The organism is Paracidovorax citrulli, assembly GCF_900100305.1.
Lineage (GTDB): Bacteria > Pseudomonadota > Gammaproteobacteria > Burkholderiales > Burkholderiaceae_C > Paracidovorax > Paracidovorax citrulli.
In genome coordinates this window covers 56,477-81,410 of the sequence record NZ_FNEY01000015.1, presented here as the reverse complement: position 1 = coordinate 81,410, position 24,934 = coordinate 56,477, and the positions used below count along the sequence as shown (strand labels likewise).

The window sequence follows — 24,934 nt, the reverse complement described above, 5'->3', positions numbered from 1 at the left end:
CGGGCAAACCCTTAGACGTTTTTTCATCCCATAAGACCAACGTGCCGTGTCCAGACGCCTGAGACTGTTGTTTTTCTGCCTGATCGCGCAGCTTTCCGCGGCAGTGGCCTGGGCCGCGTCGCCGGCAGTGGCACTGCATTACGGGCCCTCCGCCCCGCTGTCCGAGCTGAAGGTGTTCGACATCGTGGTGGTCGAGCCGGACCACGGCTACGACCCGCAGGCGTTCGCGAAAACGGGCAGCGCCCTCTATGCCTACGTCTCCGTGGCCGAGGTGCAGTCCTCGCGCGCGTATTTCCGCGACATCCCCGAGGCCTGGAAGATGGCCCGCAACGGCGCCTGGAACTCCGAGGTGATCGACCAGACGCCCGCCGAGTGGCCCGAATTCTTCGCCACCCGGGTGGTCGCTCCCCTGTGGGAGAAAGGCTACCGCGGCTTCTTCCTCGACACGCTGGACTCCTACCGCCTGGCCAGGCAATTCGACGAGGCGGCGCAGCAGCAGGGCCTCGTGCGGGTGATCGAGACGCTGCACCAGCGCTTTCCCGGCATCCGGCTGATCCTGAACCGGGGCTTCGAGATCGTGCCGCGGGTCAAGGACAAGGTGCAGATGGTCGCCGCCGAGTCGCTCTTCCAGGGATGGAATGCCAATACGCGCCGCTACGAGGAAGTGAAGGCCTCCGACCGGGAATGGCTGCTGGGGCAGTTGCGCACCATCCACGAGCGCGACGGCCTGCCGGTGCTGGCCATCGACTACGTGCCGCCCGCCGACCGGGAACTCACCCGCGCGACCGCCGAGCGCATCCGGGCGCTGGGCTTCATCCCCTGGGTGACCGACGGGCAGGTGAGCACCGTGGGCGTGGGCAGCGTCGAGCTGGTGCCGCGCCGGGTGCTGGTCGTCTATTACGGCGGAGATACGACCGCACTGAACTACTTGGACGCCCACAGATTCCTGCAAATGCCGCTGAACCACATGGGCTATGTGGTGGACTATGCGGATGTGCGCAAACCGCTGCCCGAAGGCATCCTCCAGGATCGGTACGCGGGCATCGTCACCTGGTTCTCGGGCTACCTGCCCGAGGGCCGAATGCGCACCATGAGCCAGTGGCTGCTCGCGCGGCTCGGCGAACGCATGCCGGTCGCCGTGATGGGGAACTTCGGCTTCGCGCTGGACCGGCAGTTCAACGAGGCGCTGGGCATCAAGGAAAACGCGAGCCCGCCGCGCGGCGAGCAGCGGGTGGCCGTGCAGGACCCGATGATGGGTTTCGAGCTGGCGGTGCAGCCCTCCAGCGGCTCGCGCTTCGATTGGGTGACGCGCAACGGCGCCCCGGCCCTGCAGCCCGCGCGCGCGCTGATCGAGCACCGCGACGCGCGCGGCGGCTCCTACCTGGGCGGCGCCATACTGCCGTGGGGGGGCTTCGTCGTCGATCCCTTCGTGGTGACGGCAGTGCCCGGCACCGACTACGCCCGCTGGATGGTCGATCCCTTCGCCTTCCTCACGCAGGCGCTGCGGCTGCAGCCGGTGCCGGTGCCGGACATCACCACCGAAAACGGCCGGCGCCTGCTGTTCTCGCACGTGGACGGCGACGGTTTCCCCTCGCGCGCGGAGCTGGCGGGCAGCCCCAACGCGGGCGCCGTGCTGCTCAAGGAAATCTTCGAGAAATACACCCAGGTGCCGCAGACCATGTCCGTCATCGAGGCCGAGGTCGCGCCCCACGGGCTGCACCCCGACACCAGCGCGGAGATGGAGGACATCGCGCGGCGCATGTTCCGCCTGCCGCACGTGGAGATCGCCAGCCACACCTACTCGCACCCGTTCCTCTGGGACCGCAGCGTTCGGCACGGAGTGTTCAGCGACAATTCGGAAGCCGCCATGAGCCTGGACGTGCCGGGCTACACCATGGACCTGCGGCGCGAGATCGTGGGCTCCACCGACTACATCAACAGCCGCCTCGCTCCGCCCGACAAGCGCGTGAAGATCCTGCTGTGGTCGGGCGACACCGCACCCAACGCGGAGGCGCTAGAGATCACCGAGCGCGCGGGCCTGCTGAACATGAACGGCGGCGATACCTACATCACGCGCACCAATCCGTCGCTCACGGCCATCGGCGCCTTCGGCATCCAGAAGAACGGCTACCTGCAGGTGTACGCGCCCATCACCAACGAGAACATCTACACCAATCTCTGGAGGGGCCCTTATTACGGCTTCGAGCAGGTGATCCAGAGCTTCGAGATGACCGACAGGCCCCGGCGCATCAAGCCGGTGGACATCTACTACCACATGTATTCCGCCAGCAAGCGCGCGGGCCTGACCGCGCTGCGCAAGGTGTACGACTGGGCCATGGCGCAGCCGCTGCATCCCGTGTTCGCGTCGGAATACATCCGCAAGGTACGCGACTTCCACACCATCGCCATCGCGCACGACGGCGGCGGCTGGCGCGTGCGCGGCGACGGCGAACTGCGCACGCTGCGCCTGCCCGGCGCGCTCGGCACGCCGCAGCTCGCATCCAGCCAGGGCGTGGCGGGCTACCGCGGCGGGGCCGAAGGCCCGTACGTGCACCTCACGGGTGGATCGGCGTGGCTGCGCACGGAGCAGGCCTCCGGCACCGCGGCACGGCCGGTACCCTATCTCTACGAAGCCAATGCCCGCCTCGCGGACTGGAGCGCCGCGGCCGACGGCACGCGCGTGGATTTCCGTCTCCAGGGCCATGCCCCCCTCGCCTTCAGCCTCGCGAACGCGCGGGGCTGCCAGGTCCGCGCCGACCGGCGCGCCATCGCCCCCGAACGCCAGGCCCCCGCCACGGCCGGCACCGACGTCCTCGCCTACCGACTGCCCCATGCTGCTGCGCAAATCCAGCTCCAGTGCCCAGCCCGCTGAGCGGCCCGTCCTGGCGCCGCCCTGGCTGATCACGCTGCTCGCCGGCATGGTGGGCGGCGGCCTGTGGCTGCTCTACCCGCGGCAGGATCTGGAACGCCGGCTGGCCGAAACCGAGAACTCCGCGCTCTCGGTCGCCTACCTGCACAACCTGCTGCGCAGCGATCCGGACAACCCGCGCCTGCGGCTGCTGCTCGCGCAGCGGCAGATCGCCGTCGGCCAGATGGGCGACGCGCGCGCCACGCTGCAACCCGCGCTGGACTCTTCCGACCCGCAGATCCACCGCGACGCGCTCTGGGCGCTCTGGGAGCTGTCGTACACCGAGTACCAGCGCACGCCCGAGCGGGAGGCCACCTACCGCAAGGCCATGCGCGAGGACCTGCTGCGGCAGCTGCGCGCGCTGTCCGCCGAGCCGTGGCCGCTGGAGCGCCGCGTGCTGCTGACGCGCCGCGCCGCCGAGCTGCAGGACCGCGTGCTCGGGGCCGCGATGACCCGCAGGATGGCCGAGGAGGCCTCCGATCCGCGGGAAGCCGCCCTGCTCTACGAGCGCGCCGCGAAGGAGGCCCTGGGCCAGTCGGACTACGTCGGCTCCGCCGAGCTCTACCTGCTGGCGCGCCGCGCTACGCCCGATGCGGACAAGGCCAAGGATTACTACATGGCCGCGGTGCGCACGCTGCAATCGGGCAACCGGCCCGTGGACGCGCTGGAGATGGCCGAGCGCGAGATCGGCCCGCTGGCGAAGGATCCGCAGGTGCTGCTGATGATCACGCAACTGGCGCGCGCGGCGGGCAAGCCCGCCGTCGCGGACCGCTATGTGCGGCAGTTGCTGCGCATCTCCTGGCTGCGGCAATGGGAGGACGGCGCCACCGCGCTGGCCGTGGCGGTGCCCCCTGTCGGCGCGATGCTGCGCCCCATGGCCTGGCACGGAGCCCCGCCCTCCGCCCCGGCTCCGGCACGGCGCTACGACGACGGTGCCCATCTGCTGCGCCCGCCCGTGATCCCGCTGCCGTCCGCGACCGGCGCCGACGCCGGTCCGGCGCACGGCTGGGGTTTCCGCCCCATGGCGGGCCCCGCCCCCACGGCCCCCGGGGCACCTGCTGCTCCGGCCGCCGCTCCCGCCCCCGCCGTCGCGGCCCCGCCCGTGCCGATCCCCGCGCACCTGCTGCCCTACGACGAGAAGATCTACGGCATCGCGTTCGAGGTCTTCCTGGAAAACCGCAAGCTCGACGACGCCTGGCTGATAGCGCATGCCGCGGTGCAGGCCCGCACGGACGACATGGCCTGGCGCGAGCGGCTCGCCCAGGTATCGGAATGGTCGCAGCGGCCCGGCGTGGCGCTGCAGAACTGGCTGGTGGTGGCCCAGCGCACGCAGAAGGAAGCCGCATGGCAGGCGGTGCTGCGGATCGCGCCCGGGCAGTTCGACGACACCGCGCTGGTGCAGGCCATCCGCTTCCAGCTGCGCCAGCGGCCCGACGATTTCGCGCTGATCCGGCAGCTGGTGGCCACTTACGAACGCATCGGCGAGCCCCAGCCGGCCATCGACTACCTGCGCCAGCACGGCAAGATACCCGAGGCGGTGGAACTGCTGGCCCAGCTGGCCGAGCGCGCGGGGCAACCCACGCTGGCACTGGAGACCTGGCGCCGCCTGCTGGCGGACCCGAAGCAGCTCACGCCCGAACGGGCCATGCGCGCGGCCGTGCTCGCGCTCACCCACGACCGGCCCGACGAGGGCCTGGGCTGGCTGGAGGCCGCGCAGCAGCGGCAGGCGCCGTCGGAAGCTGCCGCCATGGACTTCTGGCGCCTGACGGGCCAGTTGGCCGAGAGCCGGCAGCGGCAGGCCCTGGCCGTGCAGGCCTACCGGGCGCTGGTGGGATCCAAGGACCACGACCGCTCCGACTACGACGCGCTGATCCGCCTGCTCATGGCCGACCAGCCGCTCGAGGCCGCCAAGGTATCGGAGCTCGCCTGGGAGAAATTCGGCGATCCGCGCTACCTCGTGGAAGCGCTGTCGGTCTATTCCAGCCGCAACCAGTGGGACGCGATGGGCCCGCTGATGCGCAAGCTCGAAGCCGGCCCGCAGGAGACGCGGCAGGCGGTCGCCGCCCTGCGGGAGATCCCCGGGTTCCTGCGCCTGGCGGGCGGCTACTACCAGGCCCAGGGCGACCTGGCCCGCGCGCGGCGCTATTACGAGGACGGCCTGCGCGCCAGCCCCGATTCGTCCGAGATGCGCCAGGCGCTGATCTGGCTGTTCATCGACAGCAACGATGCCGTCGCGCTGCGCGCCCTGCTGACCACGCAGGAGCGCCGCTGGGCGCGCGACGAGGACGTGCACGACGCGCTCGCCGCCGCCTACCAGGCGCTCTCGCTGCCGCAGGTGGCGCTGGAGCGCTACCTCACGCCGCGCGTGGCGCAGCACCAGGACGATTTCCTGTGGCTCATGAACTATGCGGACGCGCTGGACCAGAACCAGCAGACCGACCGCTCCTGGCGCCTGCGCCGCGAACTGCTCTCGCGCGAATGGCGCGCGGCCCGCCAGGCAGGCGAAGGCGGCAAGCGGCTCACGCCGCAGCAGGCCCGCGCCCGGTGGCTCACCGAGGAAGGGCTGGACACCACGCGCCGCGTGGCCCGCGTGCGCCTCATGCTCACCCAGCGGCCCGGCGATCCGGCGCTGGACGTGCTGCGCGAACTGCTGCGCATGGACACGGACGACCGCAACCGCATGTCCAACGCGGCGGCGGAGACCGCCATCGGCTGGCTGCAGGATGCCGGCGAGTACACCGCCGAGCGCGGCTACCTCTGGCAGCAGTACGCCCGCGCCCGCGGCACGCGCACCAACCGGCCGCTCTGGGCCGAGATCACGGTGGCGCTGGCCGAGGACGACAAGGCCGCCACGGGCCAGTTGCTGGAAGGCTTCGACGAGCGCCTGCCCCGCTACGACCGCGTCAACGCCGCCCGCGCGGTGGACGACGTGCGGCTCGCGCAGACCGCGGCCTTCGAGGCGCAGGGCGAGCAGCGGGAGGACGAGCCCCTGCAGCTGCAGCTCACCGAAACCCTGCTGGCGTTCAGCGACCACGCCGGCGGTTACGGCAAGATCCAGCAGCTGGGTGGCCTGGACGAAGACGAGGCCGGCGGCCGTTTCCACATCGCCTTCAATCCGCGCATGGCGCTGGACCTGGAGTTCGCCAGCATCCGGCGCCGCTCCACCGACCCGCTGGTGGTGGTGAATCCGCCGGATGAAAGCGTGTTCGATGCCCGCCTGCAATGGCGCCATGCGGACGGGGAGACCACGCTGCGCGCGGGACGCCGCGTGAGCTTCCAGCCCTATACGCCCGTGCAGATCGAGCACGAGCAGCGCATCGACAACCGCCTGTCGCTGCGCATGGAACTGGGATTCCAGCTGCCCAGCCAGGAAAGCCTGGCGCTGCGCATCGCCGGCATGAAGCGCCGCGCGGGCGCCAGCCTGCGCTACCAGGCAACGCGCCTGGACCGCTTCGTGCTCGAATACGCGGACGAGCGCTACCGCCTGCAGACCGGCGCCGACCTCGGCAGCGGACGGCACACCACGCTGAGCTATGTCCACACCTACCGGCAGGAAGCGCCGCTGCTGGAGTTCGGCGCGTTCTGGTCGCGCCACGACTTCTCGCGCACCGACATCTTCTCGCTCGCCCCGCGCGACCGCGAGTTCCAGCGCTACCTGCTGCCCGGGATCGTTCCGGGGCCGGACTACTTCCTGCCCGAAAGCTTCACCTACTACGGGCTGCAGGTATCGACCAACATGCGCTACGAGGAAGAGTATTCCCGCACGCTGCGGCCCTACGCCAGCGCGAGCCGCACCTGGCACAGCCGGCTCGGGCCGGGCTATGAGGTGCGCCTGGGCATGGCCGGCAGCGTGCTGGGCGGCGACCACCTGGGCCTGACCTGGGGCCTGAGCAAATCCGGACTGCAGCTGCAGCAGGGACTCAACCGCAGCCTGCTCTTCAGCTACCGGCTGCATTTCTGACGCGTATCTCCCAACAAGAAAGGACTCTCCCATGCCACATCCACGCACCCTGCTGCAACGCCTGCGCCACTGCGCCGCCGGCGGCCTGATCCTGGTGATGCTCGCGGCGTGCTCCACCATCGACCGCGGGACGCCCCCGCCGCTGGAGCGCAATGCCAGCTGGGTGGTCCTGCCGTTCGCGAACCACACGGAAACGCCGCTGGCCGGCAACCGCGCGGAAGCCATCGCCCTGGCCCTGCTGCAGGCACGCGGCGTGGGCCGTGTGCAGCGCTACCCCGGCGGCACGCAGCAGGAGGCCCTGTTCGACGCGGGCGACGCCAAGCGCCAGGAAGAGGTCCTGGCCTGGGCCCGCGAGAAGCAGGCCAAATACGCGCTGGCCGGCGCGGTGGACGAATGGCGCTACAAGGTCGGCGTGGACGGCGAACCCGCGGCCGGCGTGACGCTGCAGATCATCGACGTCGCAACCGGCGAAACGCTCTGGAGCGGCACGGGCGGCAAGAGCGGGTGGAGCCGCGAGTCCCTCTCGGGCGTGGCGCAGAAGCTGATCCGCAGCCTGATGGACTCCGGCCTGTCCGGTGCGCGCTGACCCCGCCATGCCGCCGGAGAAGTCCCCCCCGCCCTCCCCCGGCCGCCGTCGCGCGGTCGGCGCCGCGCCGGCTTCGGGACGCACCGGCTTGCGCCCGCTGCCGCAGCAGCTGCTGGGCAAGCTCGCCGCCACCGACACGCGCCCGGCCATCATGCTGCTGGAGACCCTGCTGCTGCCGGGCCTGGCGATCGCGCTGGGCCTGCTGCTGCATCCGCAGGATCCGATCTGGAGCGAGGGCGACTTTCCCTGGGCATGGCTCGCGCCCGTCATCGTGGCGCTGCGCTACGGACCGCTCGCCGGACTGGGTGGCGCCGTGGTGCTGCTCGCGGGCTGGCTGCTGACCAATCTCGGTCACTACGACCGCTTTCCTCAGCTGTTCTTCCTGGGCGGACTCATCCTGGTGCTGATCGTGGGCGAGTTCTCCAGCCTGTGGCAGGCCCGCACCCGGCGCGCCGAGAACGTTCAGCTCTACCTCGACCAGCGCCTGGAGCACCTCGTGCGCCAGTACTACCTGCTGCGCCTGTCGCACGACCGGCTGGAGCAGGAGCTCATCGGCCGGCCCATGTCCATGCGCGACGCGCTCTCCACGCTGCAGAGCGTGGACACCGGCGCGCCGGAGGACGCCGCGCAGGGCGCGCAGACCCTGCTGCGCCTGCTCGCGCAGTATTGCCAGCTCGAATCGGCCGCGCTGCACGCGGCCACCGAAGACCGCGTCGAAGCCGAGCCCGTGGCCCGCATCGGCAGCGGCAGCGAACCGCTGGACACGCAGGACCCGCTGGTGCTGCAGGCGCTGGAAACCCGCAAGCTCTGCCACATCAGCCAGCTGCTCACGCACAAGCAGCAGACACGCTACCTCGCCGTCGCGCCGCTGCTGGACCTGGGCGGGGAGATCTACGGATTGCTGGTGATCGAGGACATGCCGTTCTTCTCGCTGCAGGACGAGAACCTGCAGACCATCAACCTGCTGCTGGGCTACTACACCGACGGCCTCGCCATGCAGACCCTGGCGCGCCCCATCATGGAGCGCCTTCCCGACTGCCCGGCGGATTTCGCCTTCGAGGCCCGGCGGCTGTCCCACATGCGCGACACCACGGGCGTGCCCAGCATCATCGTGGCGCTCGAGTTCCTGCCCCGCGCCGTCGAGCGCGGCCTGCCGGCCCAGATCGAGCGCCTGAAGCGCGAACTGGACGAAAGCTGGCTGATCACCGGCCCCGAGCGCCAGGTGCTGGCGGTGCTCATGCCGCTGGGCGACACGGCCACGGCGGAGGGCTACATCAACCGGCTCGAGAACTGGTCCCGGCAGAAGGGTGGCCAGCCGCTCGCCGAATCCGGCATCTTCCCGCACGTGCTGCCCCTGGAGGGCGAGCCACTCGCGGTGCTGGAGCAACTGCACAGGATCGCCCATGCTTAACCTCAAGCTCGGCATGTCGGCCTTCCTGCTGGAACTGGGCGCCTGGAGCGGCCCCCTGATGCTGCAGGGCCGCTCCGACGCGGCCCTGGCGAGCTACCTGATCGTGCACGCGCTGGCCTGCTCCATGCTCGCGCTGTGCCTGCTGCCGCTGCTCTCGGGCGAGCAGGCCCGCCCCCGCCTGCCCGTGCTGGTGCTCATGGCCGCCTTCAGCTACGCCGTCCCCATCGCCGGATTCATCGGCGTGGCGGTGGGCGTGGTGGTGCTGCGCCTGTACCGTTCGCCGACCGGGCAGGACGATTTCGAATCCCTGCAACTGCCCGAATTCGACCTGCACCAGCGCATGCAGGCGAGCTTCCGGCAGGCCGGGCTGCGGTCCTTCCTGGGCAACGCCCAGGCCCCCATGCAGACCCGCATGCGCGCCATGGTGGCGCTGCAGCACGTCTCCGGCCGCATCGCCTCGCCCCTGCTGCGCAGCATCCTCAGCGATCCGAGCGAAGACCTGCGGCTGCTCGCCTACGGCATGCTCGACACGCTGGAAAAGCGCATCAACCGCACCATCGACAGCGAACTCGACGCCATGCGCCGCGCCCAGGCCGAGGAAGGCGCCACGCCCGGCCCGCTGATGCTGGAATCCGCCCACCGGCTCTCCGACCTCTACTGGGAACTGGTGTACCAGGAACTGGTGCAGGGCGACCTGCGCACCCACGCCATCCACGAATCCCTGCGCTATTGCGACATGGTGCTGGCCCAGTCCCCCGGCAACGCGCAGCTCAACCTGCGGCGCGGGCGCCTGCTGCACGCGCAGGGCCGCACCGACGAGGCGGGCGAGGCCTATGCCCGCGCGCGGGAACTGGGACTGCCGGCCACGCGCGTGCTGCCCTACCAGGCCGAGCTGTGCTTCGAGCGGCGCGACTACGTGCAGGCCCGTGCGCTGCTGCAGGAACTCGGCCAGTGGCGCGCCCTGCCGCGCCTGCGGCCGGTGCTCGACTACTGGAACGCCCGATGAGCGACGTCCGCCCCCAGGCCCAGGAAGCCGACATCGCACTGCTGCTCGAAGGCACGTTTCCCTACGTGAGCGGGGGCGTGTCGAGCTGGATCAACCAGATCATCCGCGCCTACCCCGAATACCGGTTCGCCATCATCTTCCTGGGCAGCCGCCGCGAGGACTATTCCGGCTTCAAGTACGAACTGCCGTCCAACGTGGTGCATTTCGAGGAGCACTACCTCTACGAGCACCTCGGCGTGCGCTCCATGCCCGCGCGGCGCCGGGGCGACCGCGCCGCGCTCGAGATGGTGCGCACGCTCGTCGATTCGTTCCGGCTCGGCGACCGCAGCCCCGCGGCGATCGAGGCCTTCCAGCGCATCAGCCTGGAGATGCAGCCCGGCGGCCGCCTGCCGCTGGAAGACTTCCTCTACAGCGAGCGCGCCTGGGAAATCATCTGCCAGAGCTACCGCGAGCACTGCACGGACCCGTCCTTCGTGGACTATTTCTGGACCGTGCGCATCATGTACCAGCCGCTCTGGATGCTCGCGCGCGTCGCCCGCAGCATGCTGCGCGTGCGCATGGTGCACAGTGCCTCCACCGGCTATGCGGGCTACCTGGGCGGCCTGGTCCGGCAGATGCGCGGCGTGCCGCTCATCCTCTCGGAACACGGCATCTATACCAAGGAACGCAAGATCGACCTGTTCAAGAGCGAGTGGATCCGCGACAACCGCAACATCTTCCAGCGCGACCCGACCGAGCTGTCCTACTTCCGCCAGATGTGGATCCAGTTCTTCGAGTGGCTGGGCTACTACTGCTACGCGGCGGCCGACCCGATCATCGCGCTCTACGAGGCCAACCGGCTGCGGCAGGTGGCCGACGGCGCGGATCCCGCGCGCACCTTCAACATCCCCAACGGCATCAAGCTCGGCCGCTTCGCGCCGCTGCGCGGCCAGCGACCCGCCGAGGTGCCGCCCATCCTCTGCCTCATCGGCCGGGTGGTCCCCATCAAGGACATCAAGACCTTCATCCGCGCGATGCGGCGCGTGGTGAACCAGCGGCCCGACGCCGAAGGCTGGATCGCCGGCCCCACCGAGGAGGACCCGGCCTACGCGCAGGAGTGCGAGAACCTCGTGCGCAGCCTGGGCCTGGAGAACAACGTGCGTTTCCTGGGCTTCCAGAAGGTGGAAGACCTCATGCCGCGCATCGGGCTGATCATCCTCTCGTCCATCAGCGAGGCGCTGCCCCTGGTGCTGCTGGAAGGCTATGCGGCCGGCGTGCCGGCCGTCTCCACCGACGTGGGCTCGTGCCGCCAGCTCATCGAGGGGCTGGACGAGGAAGACCGCGCGCTCGGCGCCTCCGGCAAGGTCGTGCCCATCGCAGATCCCCAGCAGCTCGCGGACGCGTCGCTGTCGCTGCTCAACGATGCGCCCGCCTGGCACGCGGCCAGCCGCGCCGCCGTGGCGCGCGTGGAGCGCTACTACACCGATACGCTGATGTTCGACCGCTACCGCCGCGTGTACGAACGGGCGTTCGAACAGACGGAGGGCCCCCGCTGATGGCCGGCATCGGATTCGAGCTGCGGCGCATGCTGCGCAAGAACACCCTGGTCGGCCTCGTGCAGGCCTACGCCTACGCGGGCGTGATCGGCTCCGGCCCCTGGGTTTTCTCCATCGTGGGCATCCTGCTCATCGGTATCTTCAGCGCGAGCGTGGTGGTGCCGGGCGTGCTCGTCACCCAGTTCCAGACCTCCGTCACCTACATGGTGGCGGGCAGCCTCATCCTCACCGGCCTGGTGCAGCTGGCCTTCACGCGCTTCGTGTCCGACCGCCTCTTCGAAAAGCGCAAGGATTCGATCCTGCCCAACCTCCACGGCCTGCTGCTGGTGACCACGCTGGCCGCCGCGGCCCTGGGCACGCTGGCGCTCTTCACCGTGCTGCCGCAACTGGGGCTGGTGTACCGCATGCTCATGCTCGCGGGCTTCACCCTCATGTGCGACGTGTGGGTGCTCACCGTGCTGCTGTCGGGCATGAAGCGCTACAAGGAGATCGTGGCGCTCTTCGGCGTGTCGTACGCCGTCATCGTGGTCAGCGCGCTGCTGATGCGGCCCTGGGGCCTGGAAGGACTGCTGGCGGGCTTCGTGCTGGGCAACTACCTGCTGCTCGCGGGCATGTGGCTGCTCGTGGTGCGCGAGTTCAACCCGCGCGGCCGCATCATCGCCTTCGACTTCGCGGACCGCAAGCTGCTCTACCCCTCCCTGGTCGCCATCGGCTTCCTCTACAACTTCGGGATCTGGGTGGACAAGTTCATGTTCTGGTACTTCCCGCCGACCTCCGAGCCCATCATCGGGGCGCTGCGGGCCTCGCTGATCTACGACCTGCCCGTGTTCCTGGCCTACCTGTCCATCATTCCCGGCATGGCGGTGTTCCTGGTGCGCATCGAGACCGATTTCGTCGAGTACTACGACAAGTTCTACGACGCCGTGCGCAGCGGCGGCTCGCTGGAGTACATCGAGGCGATGCGCGACGAGATGGTCTATTCCATCCAGCAGGGCCTCGGGGAGATCGGCAAGATCCAGACGCTGGCCGTGCTCATCACCTTCGTCGCCGGGCCGGCCATCCTGAGCGGCCTGGGCATTTCGCGCCTCTACCTGCCGCTGCTGCACGTGCAGGTGATCGGCGCGGGGCTGCAGGTGGGGCTGATGGCCATCCTCAACGTGTTCTTCTACCTGGACCAGCGCCGCATCGTGCTCATGCTGTGCCTGCAGTTCGTGCTGCTCAACATGCTGCTGACCGGCTTCACGCTGCATGCGGGTGCCGCGCTGTACGGCTACGGCTTCGCCATCGCCACGCTGCTCACGCTGTGCACGGGCATGTATTTATTGTCTCGACAGCTGAACCGGTTGGAATACGAAACTTTTATGCTGCAATAGCCGGCGGCATTCACAATCGGTGCTCCATACCTGCAGAGAGGGCCCGATGGCACAGCCGAACTTTCCGAACGCACGCGTGGCCCTGCCGGCCTGCCTGCTGGCCGCCGCCGGATTGCTGGGCGCCTGCGGCGGCGGGGGAGGCCCCGCTGACGGCACCGGCACCGCCGCAACCTCCCGGACCGCGCAGGATGCAAGGGCCTCCGCCCTGCCGGCCGCAGCCCTCGCGTTCACCGCGCCCGGCGATGGCGCGGACGTGATCGACGTCGGCACCGCCATCGGCGTCGCCGTGGAGGCCCCGGGTGCGGAGGATGGCGCCACCGTGGTGTTCTCCGCGGGCACGGCCGCCATCCTGCCGGCGGCCGCCCCGGTCCGCGCCGGCACCGCCTCGGCCAGCTTCACCGCATCCGTTCCCGGCCCCCAGGTGATTTCCGCCACGCTGGCATCGGCCAGCGGCGCCGCATCCGCTTCGCGCACGGTGTACGCACGTCCGGCCCCGGCCCCGCTCGAGGTGCTGGTGCCCGCCTACTTCTACCCGTCGGAAGGCTCGCCCTGGGATGCCCTCAGCGCGGGCGCGCGCGCCTACCCGGGGGTGGCGGTCACCGCCATCCTCAACCCCGACAACGGCGTGTTCAAGAGCGCGAACCCGGAATTCACGGCGGCGGCCGGCACCTTCGTGCAGTCGGGCGGCCGGCTGCTCGGCTACGTCTATACCCGCTACGGCGCGCGCTCCGCCAGCATGGTGAAGCGCAACATCGACAGCTACCTGCAGCTCTACGGCAGGGGCCTCATCAGCGGGTTCTTCATCGACGAGATGTCCACGTCGCCAAAGCGCCTGGCCTATTACCTGGACCTGTACACCTACATCAAGGCACGCGACTCGGGCCTGCGGGTGGTGGGCAACCCCGGCACCCAGACCACCAGCGGGTACCTCGCGGCGGCCGACACGCTGGTGAACTTCGAGAACCGTTCACCGGCCTTCGCCAGCTACGACCCGCGCGCCGATGGCGGCTGGCTCTACCAGGTGGCCAACACCCGGCAGGCGGTGCTGCTGCACGACGCGCCCGGCTGCGCCGCCATGCAGCAGGCCGTGCGCGCGGCCGCCACGCCGCGCAGCAACGCCGGCATGCTGTACGTGACCGACGACCAGTTCAATCCCGACACCGGGGAAGGCAACCCGTGGGACGCCCTGCCAGGGTACTGGCTGCGCTTCCTCGGCACGGTCGATGCCGTCAATCGAGGGGCCAGCCTGCCTTCCTGCTGAGCAGCTTCCTGCGTCCGCATGCAGCGTTGCACCAAAAGCTCACCGTACCGGACGACAATCCCGTCCGCCCTCCTCTTTCCCCATCCAGACAGGAATTGCCATGGCCCGTAAGCCTTCCCTCGCCCGCTGGTGCAGCCTGTCGCTGGCCGCCCTGATCGCCGCCTGCGGCGGCGGAGGCGGCGGCTCTTCGCCCGCCAACCCGGCCAACCCCGCCAGCGTCGCCATCGCCTTTGCCGGGCCCGAGGCGGAAACCGTCCACAGCGTGGGTTCGCCCCTGTCGCTCAGCGCCCGCGTCACGGTGAACGGCGCGGACGCCGCGGACGGCACCCCCGTGAATTTCGCGGCGTCGCCCGGAACGTTCTCCGCCACCGGCACCACCCGGTCGGGCGTAGCCACGGTCGCATTCAGCGGCACGGTGCCGGGCCGCCAGCAGCTCAGCGCCTCGGTCGCGGTGCCCTCCGGGTCATCGGCCACCGCCACGGCAAAGGCCACCCGCATCATGTACCTGCGTCCCGTACCCGCATCGCTCGAGGTGCTGGTGCCGGCCTATTTCCACCCGTCCTCGGGTACCGAATGGGCACGCCTCGCGGCCGGCGCGGCCGCCCACCCCGGCGTCGCGGTGACGGCCATCATGAACCCCAACAACGGCGAATTCACTTCGGCCGAGGCCGCCTACACGAACGCGCTGGGCACCTTCGTCGCCGCCGGCGGGAAGGTGGTGGGCTATGTCTACACGGGCTACGGCGCCCGCTCGCTCGCGGCCGTCAAGGCCAACATCGATGCGTACTTCGCGCTCTACGGCCGCGCCGCGATCAGCGGCATCTTCCTCGACGAAATGTCGTCCGACGCCGCCAAGCTGAGCGGCTACCGCGAGATCTACGCATACATCAAGGCCAAGGGCGCCGACCTGCGCGTGATCGGCAACCCGGGCAGGGTGCCCGACACCGCCGACTACGCCACCGTGGCCGACGTGCTCGTCACCTTCGAGGACCGCAACAGCACCTACGCCGCTTACGATCCGCGCACCACGCCGTGGCTCTACACCCTGCCCAACAACCGGCAGAGTTCGCTGGTGCACGACACCGCCACCTGCGTCGACATGGTGAAGGCCCTGCAGTCCGCCGGATCCCCCATCTACAACGCCGGGCTGGTCTACATGACCGACCTGCAGTACGACCCGGTCAGGAACATCGGCAACCCGTGGGCATCGCTGCCCTCGTACTGGACGGCCCTGCTGCAGACCGTGGCGGCCATGAACCAGGGGCGCCCGCCGCCGGCCTGCTGAAGCGGCCGGCGCACCTGCGGCGCAGGAGGGTCAGGCCGCGCCGTTCAGCTCGTCCGCGCGCGCCTGCGCCGCGGCGAAGTCGAGGTCGCCGGAATAGATCGCACGGCCGCAGATGACGCCTTCCACGCCTTCGCTCTCCACCGCGCAGAGCTGCTCGATGTCGGCCATGCCCGCCAGGCCGCCGGAGGCGATCACGGGGATGGTGAGGGCCTGCGCCAGCTTCACCGTGGCCTCGATGTTGATGCCCGAGAGCATGCCGTCGCGGCCGATGTCGGTATAGACGATGGATTCGACGCCCCAGTCCTCGAACCTCTTCGCGAGGTCGACCACCTCGTGGCCGGTCAGCTTGCTCCAGCCGTCGGTGGCGACCTTGCCGTCCTTGGCGTCCAGGCCCACGATGATGTGGCCGCCGAAGGCGCTGCAGGCATCCTTCAGGAATCCGGGGTTCTTGACGGCCGCGGTGCCGATGATCACGTAGCGCAGGCCGCCGTCGATGTATTTCTCGATCGTGTCCAGGTCGCGGATGCCGCCGCCCAGCTGCACGGGCAGGTCGTCGCCCACCTCCTTGAGGATGGCCTTGATCGCGGCGTGGTTCTTGGGCGCGCCGGCGAAGGCGCCGTTCAGGTCCACGAGGTGCAGGCGGCGGGCGCCGGCATCCACCCACTTGCGCGCCATGGCTGCCGGGTCTTCGCCGAAGGTGGTCGATTGATCCATGTCACCTTGCTTGAGGCGCACGCAGTGTCCGTCCTTGAGGTCGATGGCGGGGATGAGCAGCATGATGGAATGACGAGGTGGGGAAATGCCGTGGCAGGGCGTGCCAGTGCCGGCCGGGTGGAAGAAAGAGGATAGGAAGCGAGGGAGATTGCTCAGGGATTCCAGTGGAGGAAGTTGCGGTAGAGCGCGAGGCCGTGCCCGGAACTTTTCTCAGGATGGAATTGCGTGGCAAAAATATTATCGCGAGCCACGGCGGATGCAAAGCGCCCGCCGTAATCGGTTTCCCCTGCAGTGTGCGCGGCGTCGCGCGGCAACGCATGGAAACTATGCACGAAATAAAAATAGTTTTCGTCAGGAATGCCGGCCCACACGGGATGCACGGCCCCTCCGTGCGGCATCTGCCGCACCCGGTTCCAGCCCATCTGGGGCACCTTGTAGCGACTGCCGTCCGGCTGCAGGCGGCCGGCCAACTCGAAGCGCACCACGTCGCCGGGAATCAGCCCCAGGCCCGGGGTGTCGCCCTCGGCGCTGTGGTCCAGCAGCATCTGCATGCCCACGCAGACGCCGAAAAGCGGCTTGGAGGCCGCAGCCTCCAGCACGGATTCCTGCAGGCCGGATTCGCGCAGCTCGCGCATGCAGTCGGGCATCGCGCCCTGCCCCGGCAGCACCACGCGCTGCGCGGCACGCACGTCCTCGGGGCGCGAGGTCACGACCACGGTCCAGCCACTGCCCTCGGCGGCGGCCTGCACGGCCTGGGACACCGAGCGCAGGTTCCCCATGCCGTAGTCCACGACGGCGACAGTCTTTGCTTCAACATTCATGGTGGCAGCCTAGAGCGAGCCCTTGGTGGAGGGAATGACGCCGGCCGAGCGCGGGTCGCGCTCGAGCGCTGCGCGCAGCGCTCGCGCGAAGGCCTTGAAGATGGTTTCGCACTGGTGGTGGGCATTGAAGCCCTTCAGGTTGTCGATGTGCAGCGTCACGCCCGCATGGTTCACGAAGCCCTGGAAGAACTCGTACACCAGCTGGGTATCGAGCTGGCCGATGCTGCCGGCCGTGAACTTCACGTCCATGTGCAGGCCCGGCCGGCCCGAGAAATCGACCACCACGCGCGAGAGCGCCTCGTCGAGCGGCACATAGGCATGGCCGTAGCGGCGGATGCCCTTCTTGTCGCCCACGGCCCGCGCGAACGCCTGGCCCAGCGTGATGCCCACGTCTTCCACCGTGTGGTGTCCGTCGATGTGCAGGTCGCCCTCGCACTCGATGTCCAGGTCGATCAGGCCGTGCCGCGCGATCTGGTCGAGCATGTGGTCGAAGAAGCCGATGCCCGAGGACAGGCGGGCATTGCCCGTGCCGTCGAGGTTCACGCGCACGCGGATGCGGGTCTCGGCGGTGTTGCGGGCGACCTCGGCGATGCGGTCGCCCTCGGAGGCGGTGGAGGGAACGAGTGCGGAGGAAGTCATAGGGAAGCCTGGAGCGCGTCGAGCATCTGGGCGTTGTCGGCCTCGCTGCCCACCGTGAGGCGCAGGCAGCGGGCCAGCAAGGGATGCATTGTAGAAACGTTCTTGACGAGAACCTTGCGGGCCTTCATGCCCTCGAAGGCCCGCGCGGCGTCGGGCACGCGCACGAGCACCATGTTGGCCTCGCTGTCCCACACGCGCTCGATGCCCGGCATGGCGCGCAGTGCCGCGACCAGCCGGGTGCGCACGGCGCGCAGCTCGGCCGCCTGCGCGGCGAACACCCGGGCATGCTCCAGCGCGAACAACGCCGCCTCGCAGTTGAGCACGCTCACGTTGTAGGGAGGGCGCACCTTTTCGATCTCGTCCACGAGCGCCGCAGGGCCCGCGAGGTAGCCCAGGCGCACGCCCGCCAGGCCGAACTTGCTGAGGGTGCGCATGAGCAGCACATGGGCGTTGCGGACGGGCTCGGCGCGCATGCGGTCCAGCCAGGTGCGGCTCGCGAAGGGCTGGTAGGCCTCGTCCATCACCACGATGCCGCCCTGCGCGCCCGCCGCGTCGATGACGCGCTGCACCGCCCCCTCGTCCCACAGCGTGGCCGTGGGGTTGTTGGGGTAGGCCAGGTAGGTGATCGCCGGGCGGTGCTGCGCGATGGCGGCCAGCATGGCGGGCTCGTCGAGCTCGAAATCGGCCGTGAGCGGCACGGCCACGAAGTCCAGGCCCTGCAGTTGCGCGCTCATCGGGTACATCACGAAGCCGGGCATGGGCGCGAGCATGGCCGCGCGCTCGCCCGTGCCCGGCCGTGCGCAGGCCAGAGCCAGCAGCGTGATGATCTCGTCCGAGCCGTTGCCCAGCACCATCGAGAAGCCTTCGGGCATGCCGATGTGCGCGGCGAGGGCACTTTTCAGGTCCGTCAGCCGCGCGCCGGGGTAGCGGTTCAGCGCCAGGGCGCCCAGGCGCCGGCCGAGGGCCTCCTGGAGTTCCGGCGGCAGGGGAAAGGGGTTTTCCATCGCGTCCATCTTGAGCACGCCGGTGGCGGGCTGTACCGCGTAGGCATGCATGGCACGGACGTCGGGGCGGATGCGGCCGAGCGCGGCGGCAAGGGTGTCGGTCATTCGAGCGATTCCAGTTCGTCGGGAGCCAGTAGAAAGGGATTCACGGCGCGCACCGCGTCGTACCGCTGCCCGTGCGGCAGCACGTCGCCCAGCACGTGGCGGCAGCCCTGCTGGTGCGCGGAAGCGACGATGAGCGCGTTCCAGTAGCTCAGGCCGTAGCGGTCCTGCAGGTCCCAGGCGCCATCGACCACATAGGCGTCGAGGTGCGGCGGCTGCCAGACGCGCAGGCGACGCACCTGCGCGCGCACCAGGTGCAGCGTCTGCGGGCCGGGGAAGCAGGCGACGGCATTGTGGTAGAGCTCGTTGAGCACCTGCGAGCTGATGCGGCCACGGCGCGTGTTCCAGCACAGCGCGAGCCATTCGCGGGCACGGGACTGGCGGACGGGATCGCGGTCATCCACGCTGCTGAGCAGCACGCCGGTATCCACGAACAGCGGGGCGTTCATGGCGCGGCCTCGCGCTCCTGCAGTTCGGGCCTCGTGAGGTACGGCCGGGACGAGGCGCCCCAGCTTTCGAAGGCCAGCGCTTCGCGCTGGGCCTGCGCATAGGCGTCCTCCTGCCGCATCTTTTCGGCCAGCCATTCCCCCAGCATGCGGGACACGCTCGTGCCGCGCCGGGCCGCCTCGACGCGGGCCCATTCGGCGACGGTGTCGTCCATGGTGACGGTGACGTTCTTCATGGGCACCATGGTAGCGGAAATCCCACGAAGTTCGTGAAACACGAACTTCGTGGGACCACCCCAAGCATTCTTACTGGCAGGCTGCGGTATCCAGCGTCTTGGCAATAGCCGTCACATCGTAGGTACCTGCTCCTATCTGACCGCCACTTTCCACTCCCCGGCCTCTGATGCCGTTATAGAAAATCTCCGGGTTTCCGGAGGCATCCGTGAAATACATTCCATATTTCAGGCCGTCCCATTGGGAACTTTCGCCATTTCTCAAGCGCAAAAGGGGTCTTATGGAAGATTTTACGAGCTGACCATTTGGCGCGAAGCACATGGCCATCCAGTCTTCGCCGGTTTCGACGACGACCATGGGTTTGCCACTCACCGTCAGCTTCCCCAGCGTATAAAAGCCTGTGGGAGAGGAATACAACACACGCTTCTTCCCGGCGACGTTCGGCGCCGGCAAATCCGCCATCTTGATGAAGTTCTTGCTCTTGAATGAGGTGGTGTATATGATGAATTTCTTGCCGCCACGATCCTCCATCACGACAGGATCGAGCGCGCCGTCAGACAGCAATTTTCCGGGTTTGGCCCATTGGGCGCCGTCGCGGCTGGAAGAATGGTAAATGGCCGAATATTTCGACCTCTCCTTCCCATCGGCTGCAGAAAAATACAGATGATATACCGCACCCTCTCCCGAGCCTGAAACCATCACGAAGGGAAAAGCGTAGGCCCCATGAAAAGGCAACGATGATTCATCGAAAATATTTCCCTGCCCGACAAAATTATTCCCCTCTTCGGCAATGGCGAGCTTTATCCGCCATCGGCCGTCGTCCCCGTATGCGGAGTAGAGCATGAATTTTCTTTCCCCCACCATGAACACCGTAGGATATTCGACGTGGAGGGATTCCTCAGAGTAGGGCCGCGTCTCGATGACGGGAGTCTTTGCCCACGTGAAGACCTCAGGATGGCCTCTCTTTTCGGCAGCATCAGCGGCCGCAGTTATCGTCATCGTCGATATCAGCAATGCAGATAAGAATTTGGGGAGAACCATGATAAGAAGACGAACTCTTGTGAATCGGTCGGCGCGTCGAGCGTCATGATGAGTCGGCTGTATTGAACGCCCCCTCGGGGGCATGCTGCAGGCGATGGCACCCACCCTCCACAGCGCGGCCACATAGAGTGCTCCGTCCAGTCGCCACCGACACCCATGCGCAGGCAGTTGTGGAAGCGCCCCCGTGCCGAACACGGTGCCCGGCGGCACCAGGATACGCTCCCTGCAGGCCTGGTGCAACCGCAGGGTGTCCAGCCCCGCGCGGCAATTCCACCCACAGCAGGAGCCCTCCTGACGGATCGCTCACCCGCGTGCCCGGCGGGAACGACTGCGCGATGGCATGCCGCACGGCATCCATGCGCGCTGCCACGGCCGTGCGCAGTTGGCGCATCGCCGCAGCATGCCCGGTCTGCAGCGCCAGGTCGGCCAGCGCCAGCTCCAGCACCGGCGACTGCCCGCCCACCTGCAGGTCCTTCATCTGGCGCAACGCGTCCGTCCAGCGCCCGCCTTCCAGCCAGCCAAGCCGCAGCCCGGGCGCGAGCGTCTTGGAGGAGGAAATTGACCACCAGCCTCATTTTCCGTTCAGTCCGGCAGCAGTCGTCTCCAGCAAACGCGCGACATCACCGCCGGCCGACAATCAAGGCTGAGACAAATGAACAGATAGCCAGCCAAGTACAAATAATCAGCCAGACAGAGTATCGAAAATCTGCACTGGTAGCCCCGAAGAAAAGAGATGTTTCGTAAAGCGTTCCGCTTGCGGCAAGGGCCAGTGCAGCCGCCAGCTGCGCCCTCGGCCATTGCGTCCAGAGAAGACCGGCAGCAGCCATGAATCCAACAACGACAGCCCCGGCCAAGTACATATAGGTGTTGTAGATCCAGGTGCCCGAAGCGGCAAAGATCATTTTCCGGAATGCAGCGCGGACGGGCGTATCGTTGAAGGTAATCCCCCAGTCATTGGGAAACAAGGGATCTTCAAGAGTCGGGGCCCAAATTTCCAGCGTTCCTAGCCGAATTATTTCCCGCGCCACATGATATTTATGCTCCATCCATGCACGAGGCTCTGTGACAATTGCAAGTAACCAATCCTTGCGCAAATGGTCCAGTTCGCTTTGCTTCATTGACGTTCTGAATATCCCTGGACCCGCAGTGCAAGGGTTATAAAGGCAGGAATGAAAGCGCGGCGTATAACGGGCCTGGATGTCCGCCACAGTCACCGTGTCATCGACCATGTCTGCGTACCCGGAACTGAATAGTCGCCTTCCGCTCAGGGAGGATGTCCCAGCCACGTCGAAAGTCATCAAGACTTGTGAAAAATTCTCATGGTAATCAGCCAGAACGCGCGTAACCAGTCCATTGACAAACAAAACCACAGCGGTGAAAACAAGCGAAATCAAGGCAGTGACTGTGAAATTACGCAAGCGACTCACCGTAGGTCGACTGGCAACTCCATAAAAGGCCAGCATAGCGAACGGTGGAATGGCGGCCACTGCATTATGACGAAAAGTCGCCGCCATGAACGCCATTGCCGAAAACGCCACCAATAAAGCAATGCGGGCGCGCCCCTGAGCGTGGTGACAATAAAGTGCCACAGCAAGACAACCCAACAGAAAGCCATGCATCCAAACGTCTTTCCAGATGATTCCAATGATCCCCAGCGAGGGAGGAAATATCAACAAAAGCAGGAAAGGCAGGCGGCCGACAGGGTGCGGCGCCAAACGGATAGCGACAAAAGCAAGCGAAACGGAAAAAAGCGCCACCTGCAGGATGAGCATGAGGGCCGGACCGGGATAAACGGCATCAAGGCCTCGCCAGATCATCGACATGATGGGAGGATGGGCATCTCCAATATGTCGATTCTTCGCATCATACAACTGCTTCCAGGAGTCATAGCTCATGAATCCGGGATAGAAGAGATAAATTATGGCGATAGAAAGCAGCAAAACGATCGCGCAGTCTAAAGCATATGGTTTATATTTGAGGCGCATGGAATTTAATTTTATAGCAACCACCAGCAATTAGGATCTCAGAAAAAAATTCCGGACCCGTAGATCGGATTCAAAAAAATATCCTCGCGATTCGGATTTTTCTCAAAACGTAAGCCAGAAAAAAGCGCCCAACGTCGTCAGAATGAACGTCAATGGCACCTCGATTTCGGGTCGCATCAACGCAGGGGAAATGATTTTATATTTAGCTCTGATTATTTCCATAAAAATCGGATGAAGGATATACACCAGTAACGCGAGGGGAGCGAGCGTTTTCAACCAGGAAACTCGCACATATTTAGCAACCTTGACGCCCAAGCCCCATGTACCTATCGACATGGCCACCACGGTGGGACTGAAGTAAGTGTACAAATACAACTTCCAGACGCTTCCGTCGGCAGTCTTGTACGACAGCAATCCCGCCCCGACTACCGTAACCACGTAACCACGTAACCACGTAACCACGTAACCACGTAACCACGTAACCACGTAACCAACCAGGAAGATAATTACATAGGGCAGATTGGGCTTTTATCGATGGATATAATATCAAAGAATAAAATAACCAATACCCCCAAGAGAAGCTGCCGCCATTTGGCGAGTATGCCCTAGTCCAAACGCTCCAGAAAAAAGTAACTGCGGAAATCAAGCAGGCTACCACTGCCGCATTGCGGACGTGCTTCTCGTCCATGGCGATTACAGCCTGTGAAATAGAGGGCACAATAATATACAATCCTATGATCAGATAGAAAAAATGAAGATGGCAATAAGGCATCCCCATCAGCAGATCGCGGGTGAAGGCCTTCCATTCAAAAGCATGCTGGAAGAAAAACATCCACAGGGCATAAATAATGGAAGATATTGCGAGAACGACCAGCATTCTCGGCACCCTGTGGACCAACATGTAGGGATAGGTGGTTCTCTTGTCTCCCAAGACCAATGCACCACTCAGCATGACAAAAACCGGAACGCACCAGTGCGTCAATGAACTGACTGCGTTTCCGAGCATCCACCCCCACTGGCTCAACTCCTTCTGCATGTAAATTGGCCTTGCTGAAACATGCAGCAGTACCACAGCAAGGCATGCAATGATGCGTATGGAGTCCAATTTAGGATCGTAGGCCCTCTCAATCCGATCTTTGTTCATTTGCTCATTATCCGAGCTATCGATTTTAAAAACCCTATGGCGCAACATCCAACTCTTCTTCAACCTTGATCTTTCAACAGCAGTTTCTCCGCTCAGATCAGGATTGAGGTGTTTGTTGGACGTCGCCCTAGGCCTTCAACCGCATCTCCGCAGCCCGCGCATGGGCCTGCAGCCCCTCGCCGTGCGCCAGCACGCTGGCAATGCGGCCCAGGGCCTGCGCGCCCTGCTCGCTCACCTCGATCAGGCTGCTGCGCTTCTGGAAGTCGTACACGCCCAGCGGCGACGAGAACCGCGCGGTGCCGCTGGTGGGCAGCACGTGGTTGGGGCCCGCGCAGTAGTCGCCCAGGCTTTCGGAGGTATAGGCCCCGAGGAAGATGGCGCCTGCATGGCGCAGCAGCGGCTCCCAGCGGTGCGGGTCGCGGCTCGACACCTCCAGGTGCTCGGGCGCGATGCGGTTGCTGATGGCACAGGCCTCTTCCATGTCCTTCGTGAGGATCAGCGCGCCACGGCCCGTGAGGCTCTTGGCGATGATCTCCGCACGCGGCATTTCGGGCAGCAGGCGGTCGATGGACGCCTGCACGGCATCGATGTAGGCGGCGTCCGGGCACAGCAGGATGGACTGCGCCAGTTCGTCGTGCTCGGCCTGGCTGAACAGGTCCATCGCCACCCAGTCGGGCGGCGTGGTGCCGTCGGCCAGCACCAGGATCTCGCTGGGGCCGGCGATCATGTCGATGCCCACCGTGCCGAACACGCGCTTCTTGGCGCTGGCCACGTAGGCATTGCCGGGGCCGGTGATCTTGTCCACCTTGGGCACGGTAGCGGTGCCATAGGCCAGCGCGGCCACGGCCTGCGCACCGCCGATGGCGAAGGCGCGGCTCACGCCCGCCACGTAGGCAGCCGCGAGCACCAGCGGGTTCTTCTCGCCGCGCGGCGTGGGCACCACCATGACGATGTCCGGCACGCCGGCCACGTGGGCCGGAATGGCATTCATCAGCACACTGGAAGGGTATGCCGCCTTGCCGCCGGGCACGTAGATGCCCACGCGGTCCAGCGGCGTCACCTTCTGGCCGAGCAGCGTGCCGTCTTCGTCGCGGTAGCTCCAGCTCTCGCCGCTCGCCTTCTTCTGCGCTTCGTGGTATTTGCGCACGCGGCGGGCCGCCGCTTCCAGCGCCTCGCGCTGCGCGGCCGGCAGCATCTCGAAGGCGGCCTTCAGTTCGGACTGGGAAAGCTCCAGCGCCGCCACGGAGTCCGCCTGCAGCCCGTCGAAGCGCTGCGTGTACTCCAGCACGGCCGCATCGCCTCGCGCCTGCACGTCGGTCAGAATGTCGGCCACGCGCTGCTCGATGGCGGCGTCGGTGTCCGCGGACCAGTGCAGGCGGGCCGCGAAATCGGCCTCGAAGGTAGCGGATACCGTGGAGAGACGGGCAGGAGCAGCTATTAATTTCATAGTATCAATGGATGGCAGCGATCTCTCGTAT

19 protein-coding genes are annotated in these 24,934 nt (G+C 66.8%); 9 read left to right on the top strand and 10 right to left on the bottom strand.

The genetic code is table 11. The features are described 5' to 3' along the window. The first annotated feature begins 46 nt into the window (after positions 1-46). The 9 genes from BLR99_RS12060 (at position 47) to BLR99_RS12020 (ending at position 15,326) form a co-directional block, all read left to right on the top strand. Complete coding sequence (locus tag BLR99_RS12060) at positions 47-2,872, top strand: bifunctional glycoside hydrolase/polysaccharide deacetylase family protein (protein ID WP_052658270.1); 2,826 nt, start codon at positions 47-49, stop codon at positions 2,870-2,872. After that, the gene (locus BLR99_RS12055) at positions 2,832-6,869 is read left to right on the top strand and encodes a tetratricopeptide repeat protein (RefSeq protein ID WP_063366157.1); all 4,038 of its coding nucleotides are present in this window, start codon (positions 2,832-2,834) and stop codon (positions 6,867-6,869) included. The genes BLR99_RS12060 and BLR99_RS12055 overlap by 41 nt, the downstream gene beginning before the upstream one ends. 31 nt (positions 6,870-6,900) lie before the next feature. Then, complete coding sequence (locus tag BLR99_RS12050; RefSeq protein ID WP_011794196.1) at positions 6,901-7,455, top strand: LpoB-related protein; 555 nt, start codon at positions 6,901-6,903, stop codon at positions 7,453-7,455. 88 nt (positions 7,456-7,543) lie between these two features. Beyond that, complete coding sequence (locus BLR99_RS12045; RefSeq protein ID WP_228193892.1) at positions 7,544-8,866, top strand: PelD GGDEF domain-containing protein; 1,323 nt, start codon at positions 7,544-7,546, stop codon at positions 8,864-8,866. After that, entirely contained in the window at positions 8,859-9,872 is a 1,014-nt protein-coding gene (locus BLR99_RS12040; RefSeq protein ID WP_011794194.1) for a tetratricopeptide repeat protein, read from the top strand. Before BLR99_RS12045 ends, BLR99_RS12040 begins: the two co-directional genes overlap by 8 nt. Next, a complete protein-coding gene (gene pelF / locus BLR99_RS12035; RefSeq protein ID WP_011794193.1) occupies positions 9,869-11,407 on the top strand; it encodes a GT4 family glycosyltransferase PelF in 1,539 nt (512 codons plus the stop codon). The genes BLR99_RS12040 and pelF overlap by 4 nt, the downstream gene beginning before the upstream one ends. Then, on the top strand, positions 11,407-12,780 hold the full coding sequence (pelG, locus tag BLR99_RS12030; protein WP_011794192.1) for an exopolysaccharide Pel transporter PelG: 1,374 nt from the start codon (positions 11,407-11,409) through the stop codon (positions 12,778-12,780). The genes pelF and pelG overlap by 1 nt, the downstream gene beginning before the upstream one ends. A gap of 46 nt (positions 12,781-12,826) precedes the next feature. Further along, on the top strand, positions 12,827-14,041 hold the full coding sequence (locus BLR99_RS12025; protein WP_074687194.1) for a spherulation-specific family 4 protein: 1,215 nt from the start codon (positions 12,827-12,829) through the stop codon (positions 14,039-14,041). Positions 14,042-14,141: 100 nt separating this feature from the next. Further along, the gene (locus BLR99_RS12020) at positions 14,142-15,326 is read left to right on the top strand and encodes a spherulation-specific family 4 protein (RefSeq protein WP_011794190.1); all 1,185 of its coding nucleotides are present in this window, start codon (positions 14,142-14,144) and stop codon (positions 15,324-15,326) included. A 30-nt stretch (positions 15,327-15,356) separates the two neighbouring features. Here the strand turns inward: BLR99_RS12020 and hisA are convergent, their stop codons facing one another. The 10 genes from hisA to hisD all read right to left on the bottom strand — a co-directional run bounded on the left by hisA (position 15,357) and on the right by hisD (position 24,903). After that, complete coding sequence (hisA, locus tag BLR99_RS12015) at positions 15,357-16,103, bottom strand: 1-(5-phosphoribosyl)-5-[(5-phosphoribosylamino)methylideneamino]imidazole-4-carboxamide isomerase (RefSeq protein ID WP_011794189.1); 747 nt, start codon at positions 16,101-16,103, stop codon at positions 15,357-15,359. A gap of 89 nt (positions 16,104-16,192) precedes the next feature. Beyond that, positions 16,193-16,861, bottom strand: coding sequence for an imidazole glycerol phosphate synthase subunit HisH (hisH, locus tag BLR99_RS12010; protein WP_017438194.1), 669 nt, complete (start codon positions 16,859-16,861; stop codon positions 16,193-16,195). Positions 16,862-16,870: 9 nt separating this feature from the next. After that, positions 16,871-17,500: an imidazoleglycerol-phosphate dehydratase HisB gene (gene hisB, locus BLR99_RS12005; protein WP_017438195.1), complete on the bottom strand. Its 630-nt coding sequence runs from the start codon at positions 17,498-17,500 to the stop codon at positions 16,871-16,873. Beyond that, positions 17,497-18,609 (bottom strand): histidinol-phosphate transaminase, encoded by a 1,113-nt coding sequence (gene hisC, locus BLR99_RS12000; RefSeq protein WP_011794186.1) that lies wholly within the window; start codon positions 18,607-18,609, stop codon positions 17,497-17,499. The genes hisB and hisC overlap by 4 nt, the downstream gene beginning before the upstream one ends. Beyond that, positions 18,606-19,055: a PIN domain-containing protein gene (locus BLR99_RS11995; protein WP_011794185.1), complete on the bottom strand. Its 450-nt coding sequence runs from the start codon at positions 19,053-19,055 to the stop codon at positions 18,606-18,608. The genes hisC and BLR99_RS11995 overlap by 4 nt, the downstream gene beginning before the upstream one ends. Continuing rightward, positions 19,052-19,288 (bottom strand): hypothetical protein, encoded by a 237-nt coding sequence (locus tag BLR99_RS11990; protein ID WP_041827807.1) that lies wholly within the window; start codon positions 19,286-19,288, stop codon positions 19,052-19,054. Before BLR99_RS11990 ends, BLR99_RS11995 begins: the two co-directional genes overlap by 4 nt. Positions 19,289-19,358: 70 nt before the next feature. Further along, positions 19,359-20,327, bottom strand: coding sequence for a hypothetical protein (locus tag BLR99_RS23120; protein WP_160321120.1), 969 nt, complete (start codon positions 20,325-20,327; stop codon positions 19,359-19,361). Between the two features lie 620 nt (positions 20,328-20,947). Continuing rightward, a complete protein-coding gene (locus BLR99_RS22595; RefSeq protein ID WP_133246157.1) occupies positions 20,948-22,342 on the bottom strand; it encodes a hypothetical protein in 1,395 nt (464 codons plus the stop codon). A 265-nt stretch (positions 22,343-22,607) separates the two neighbouring features. Next, positions 22,608-23,456, bottom strand: coding sequence for an acyltransferase (locus BLR99_RS11980; RefSeq protein ID WP_074687192.1), 849 nt, complete (start codon positions 23,454-23,456; stop codon positions 22,608-22,610). A gap of 127 nt (positions 23,457-23,583) precedes the next feature. Beyond that, positions 23,584-24,903: a histidinol dehydrogenase gene (gene hisD / locus BLR99_RS11975; protein WP_011794180.1), complete on the bottom strand. Its 1,320-nt coding sequence runs from the start codon at positions 24,901-24,903 to the stop codon at positions 23,584-23,586. Positions 24,904-24,934 lie beyond the last annotated feature (31 nt).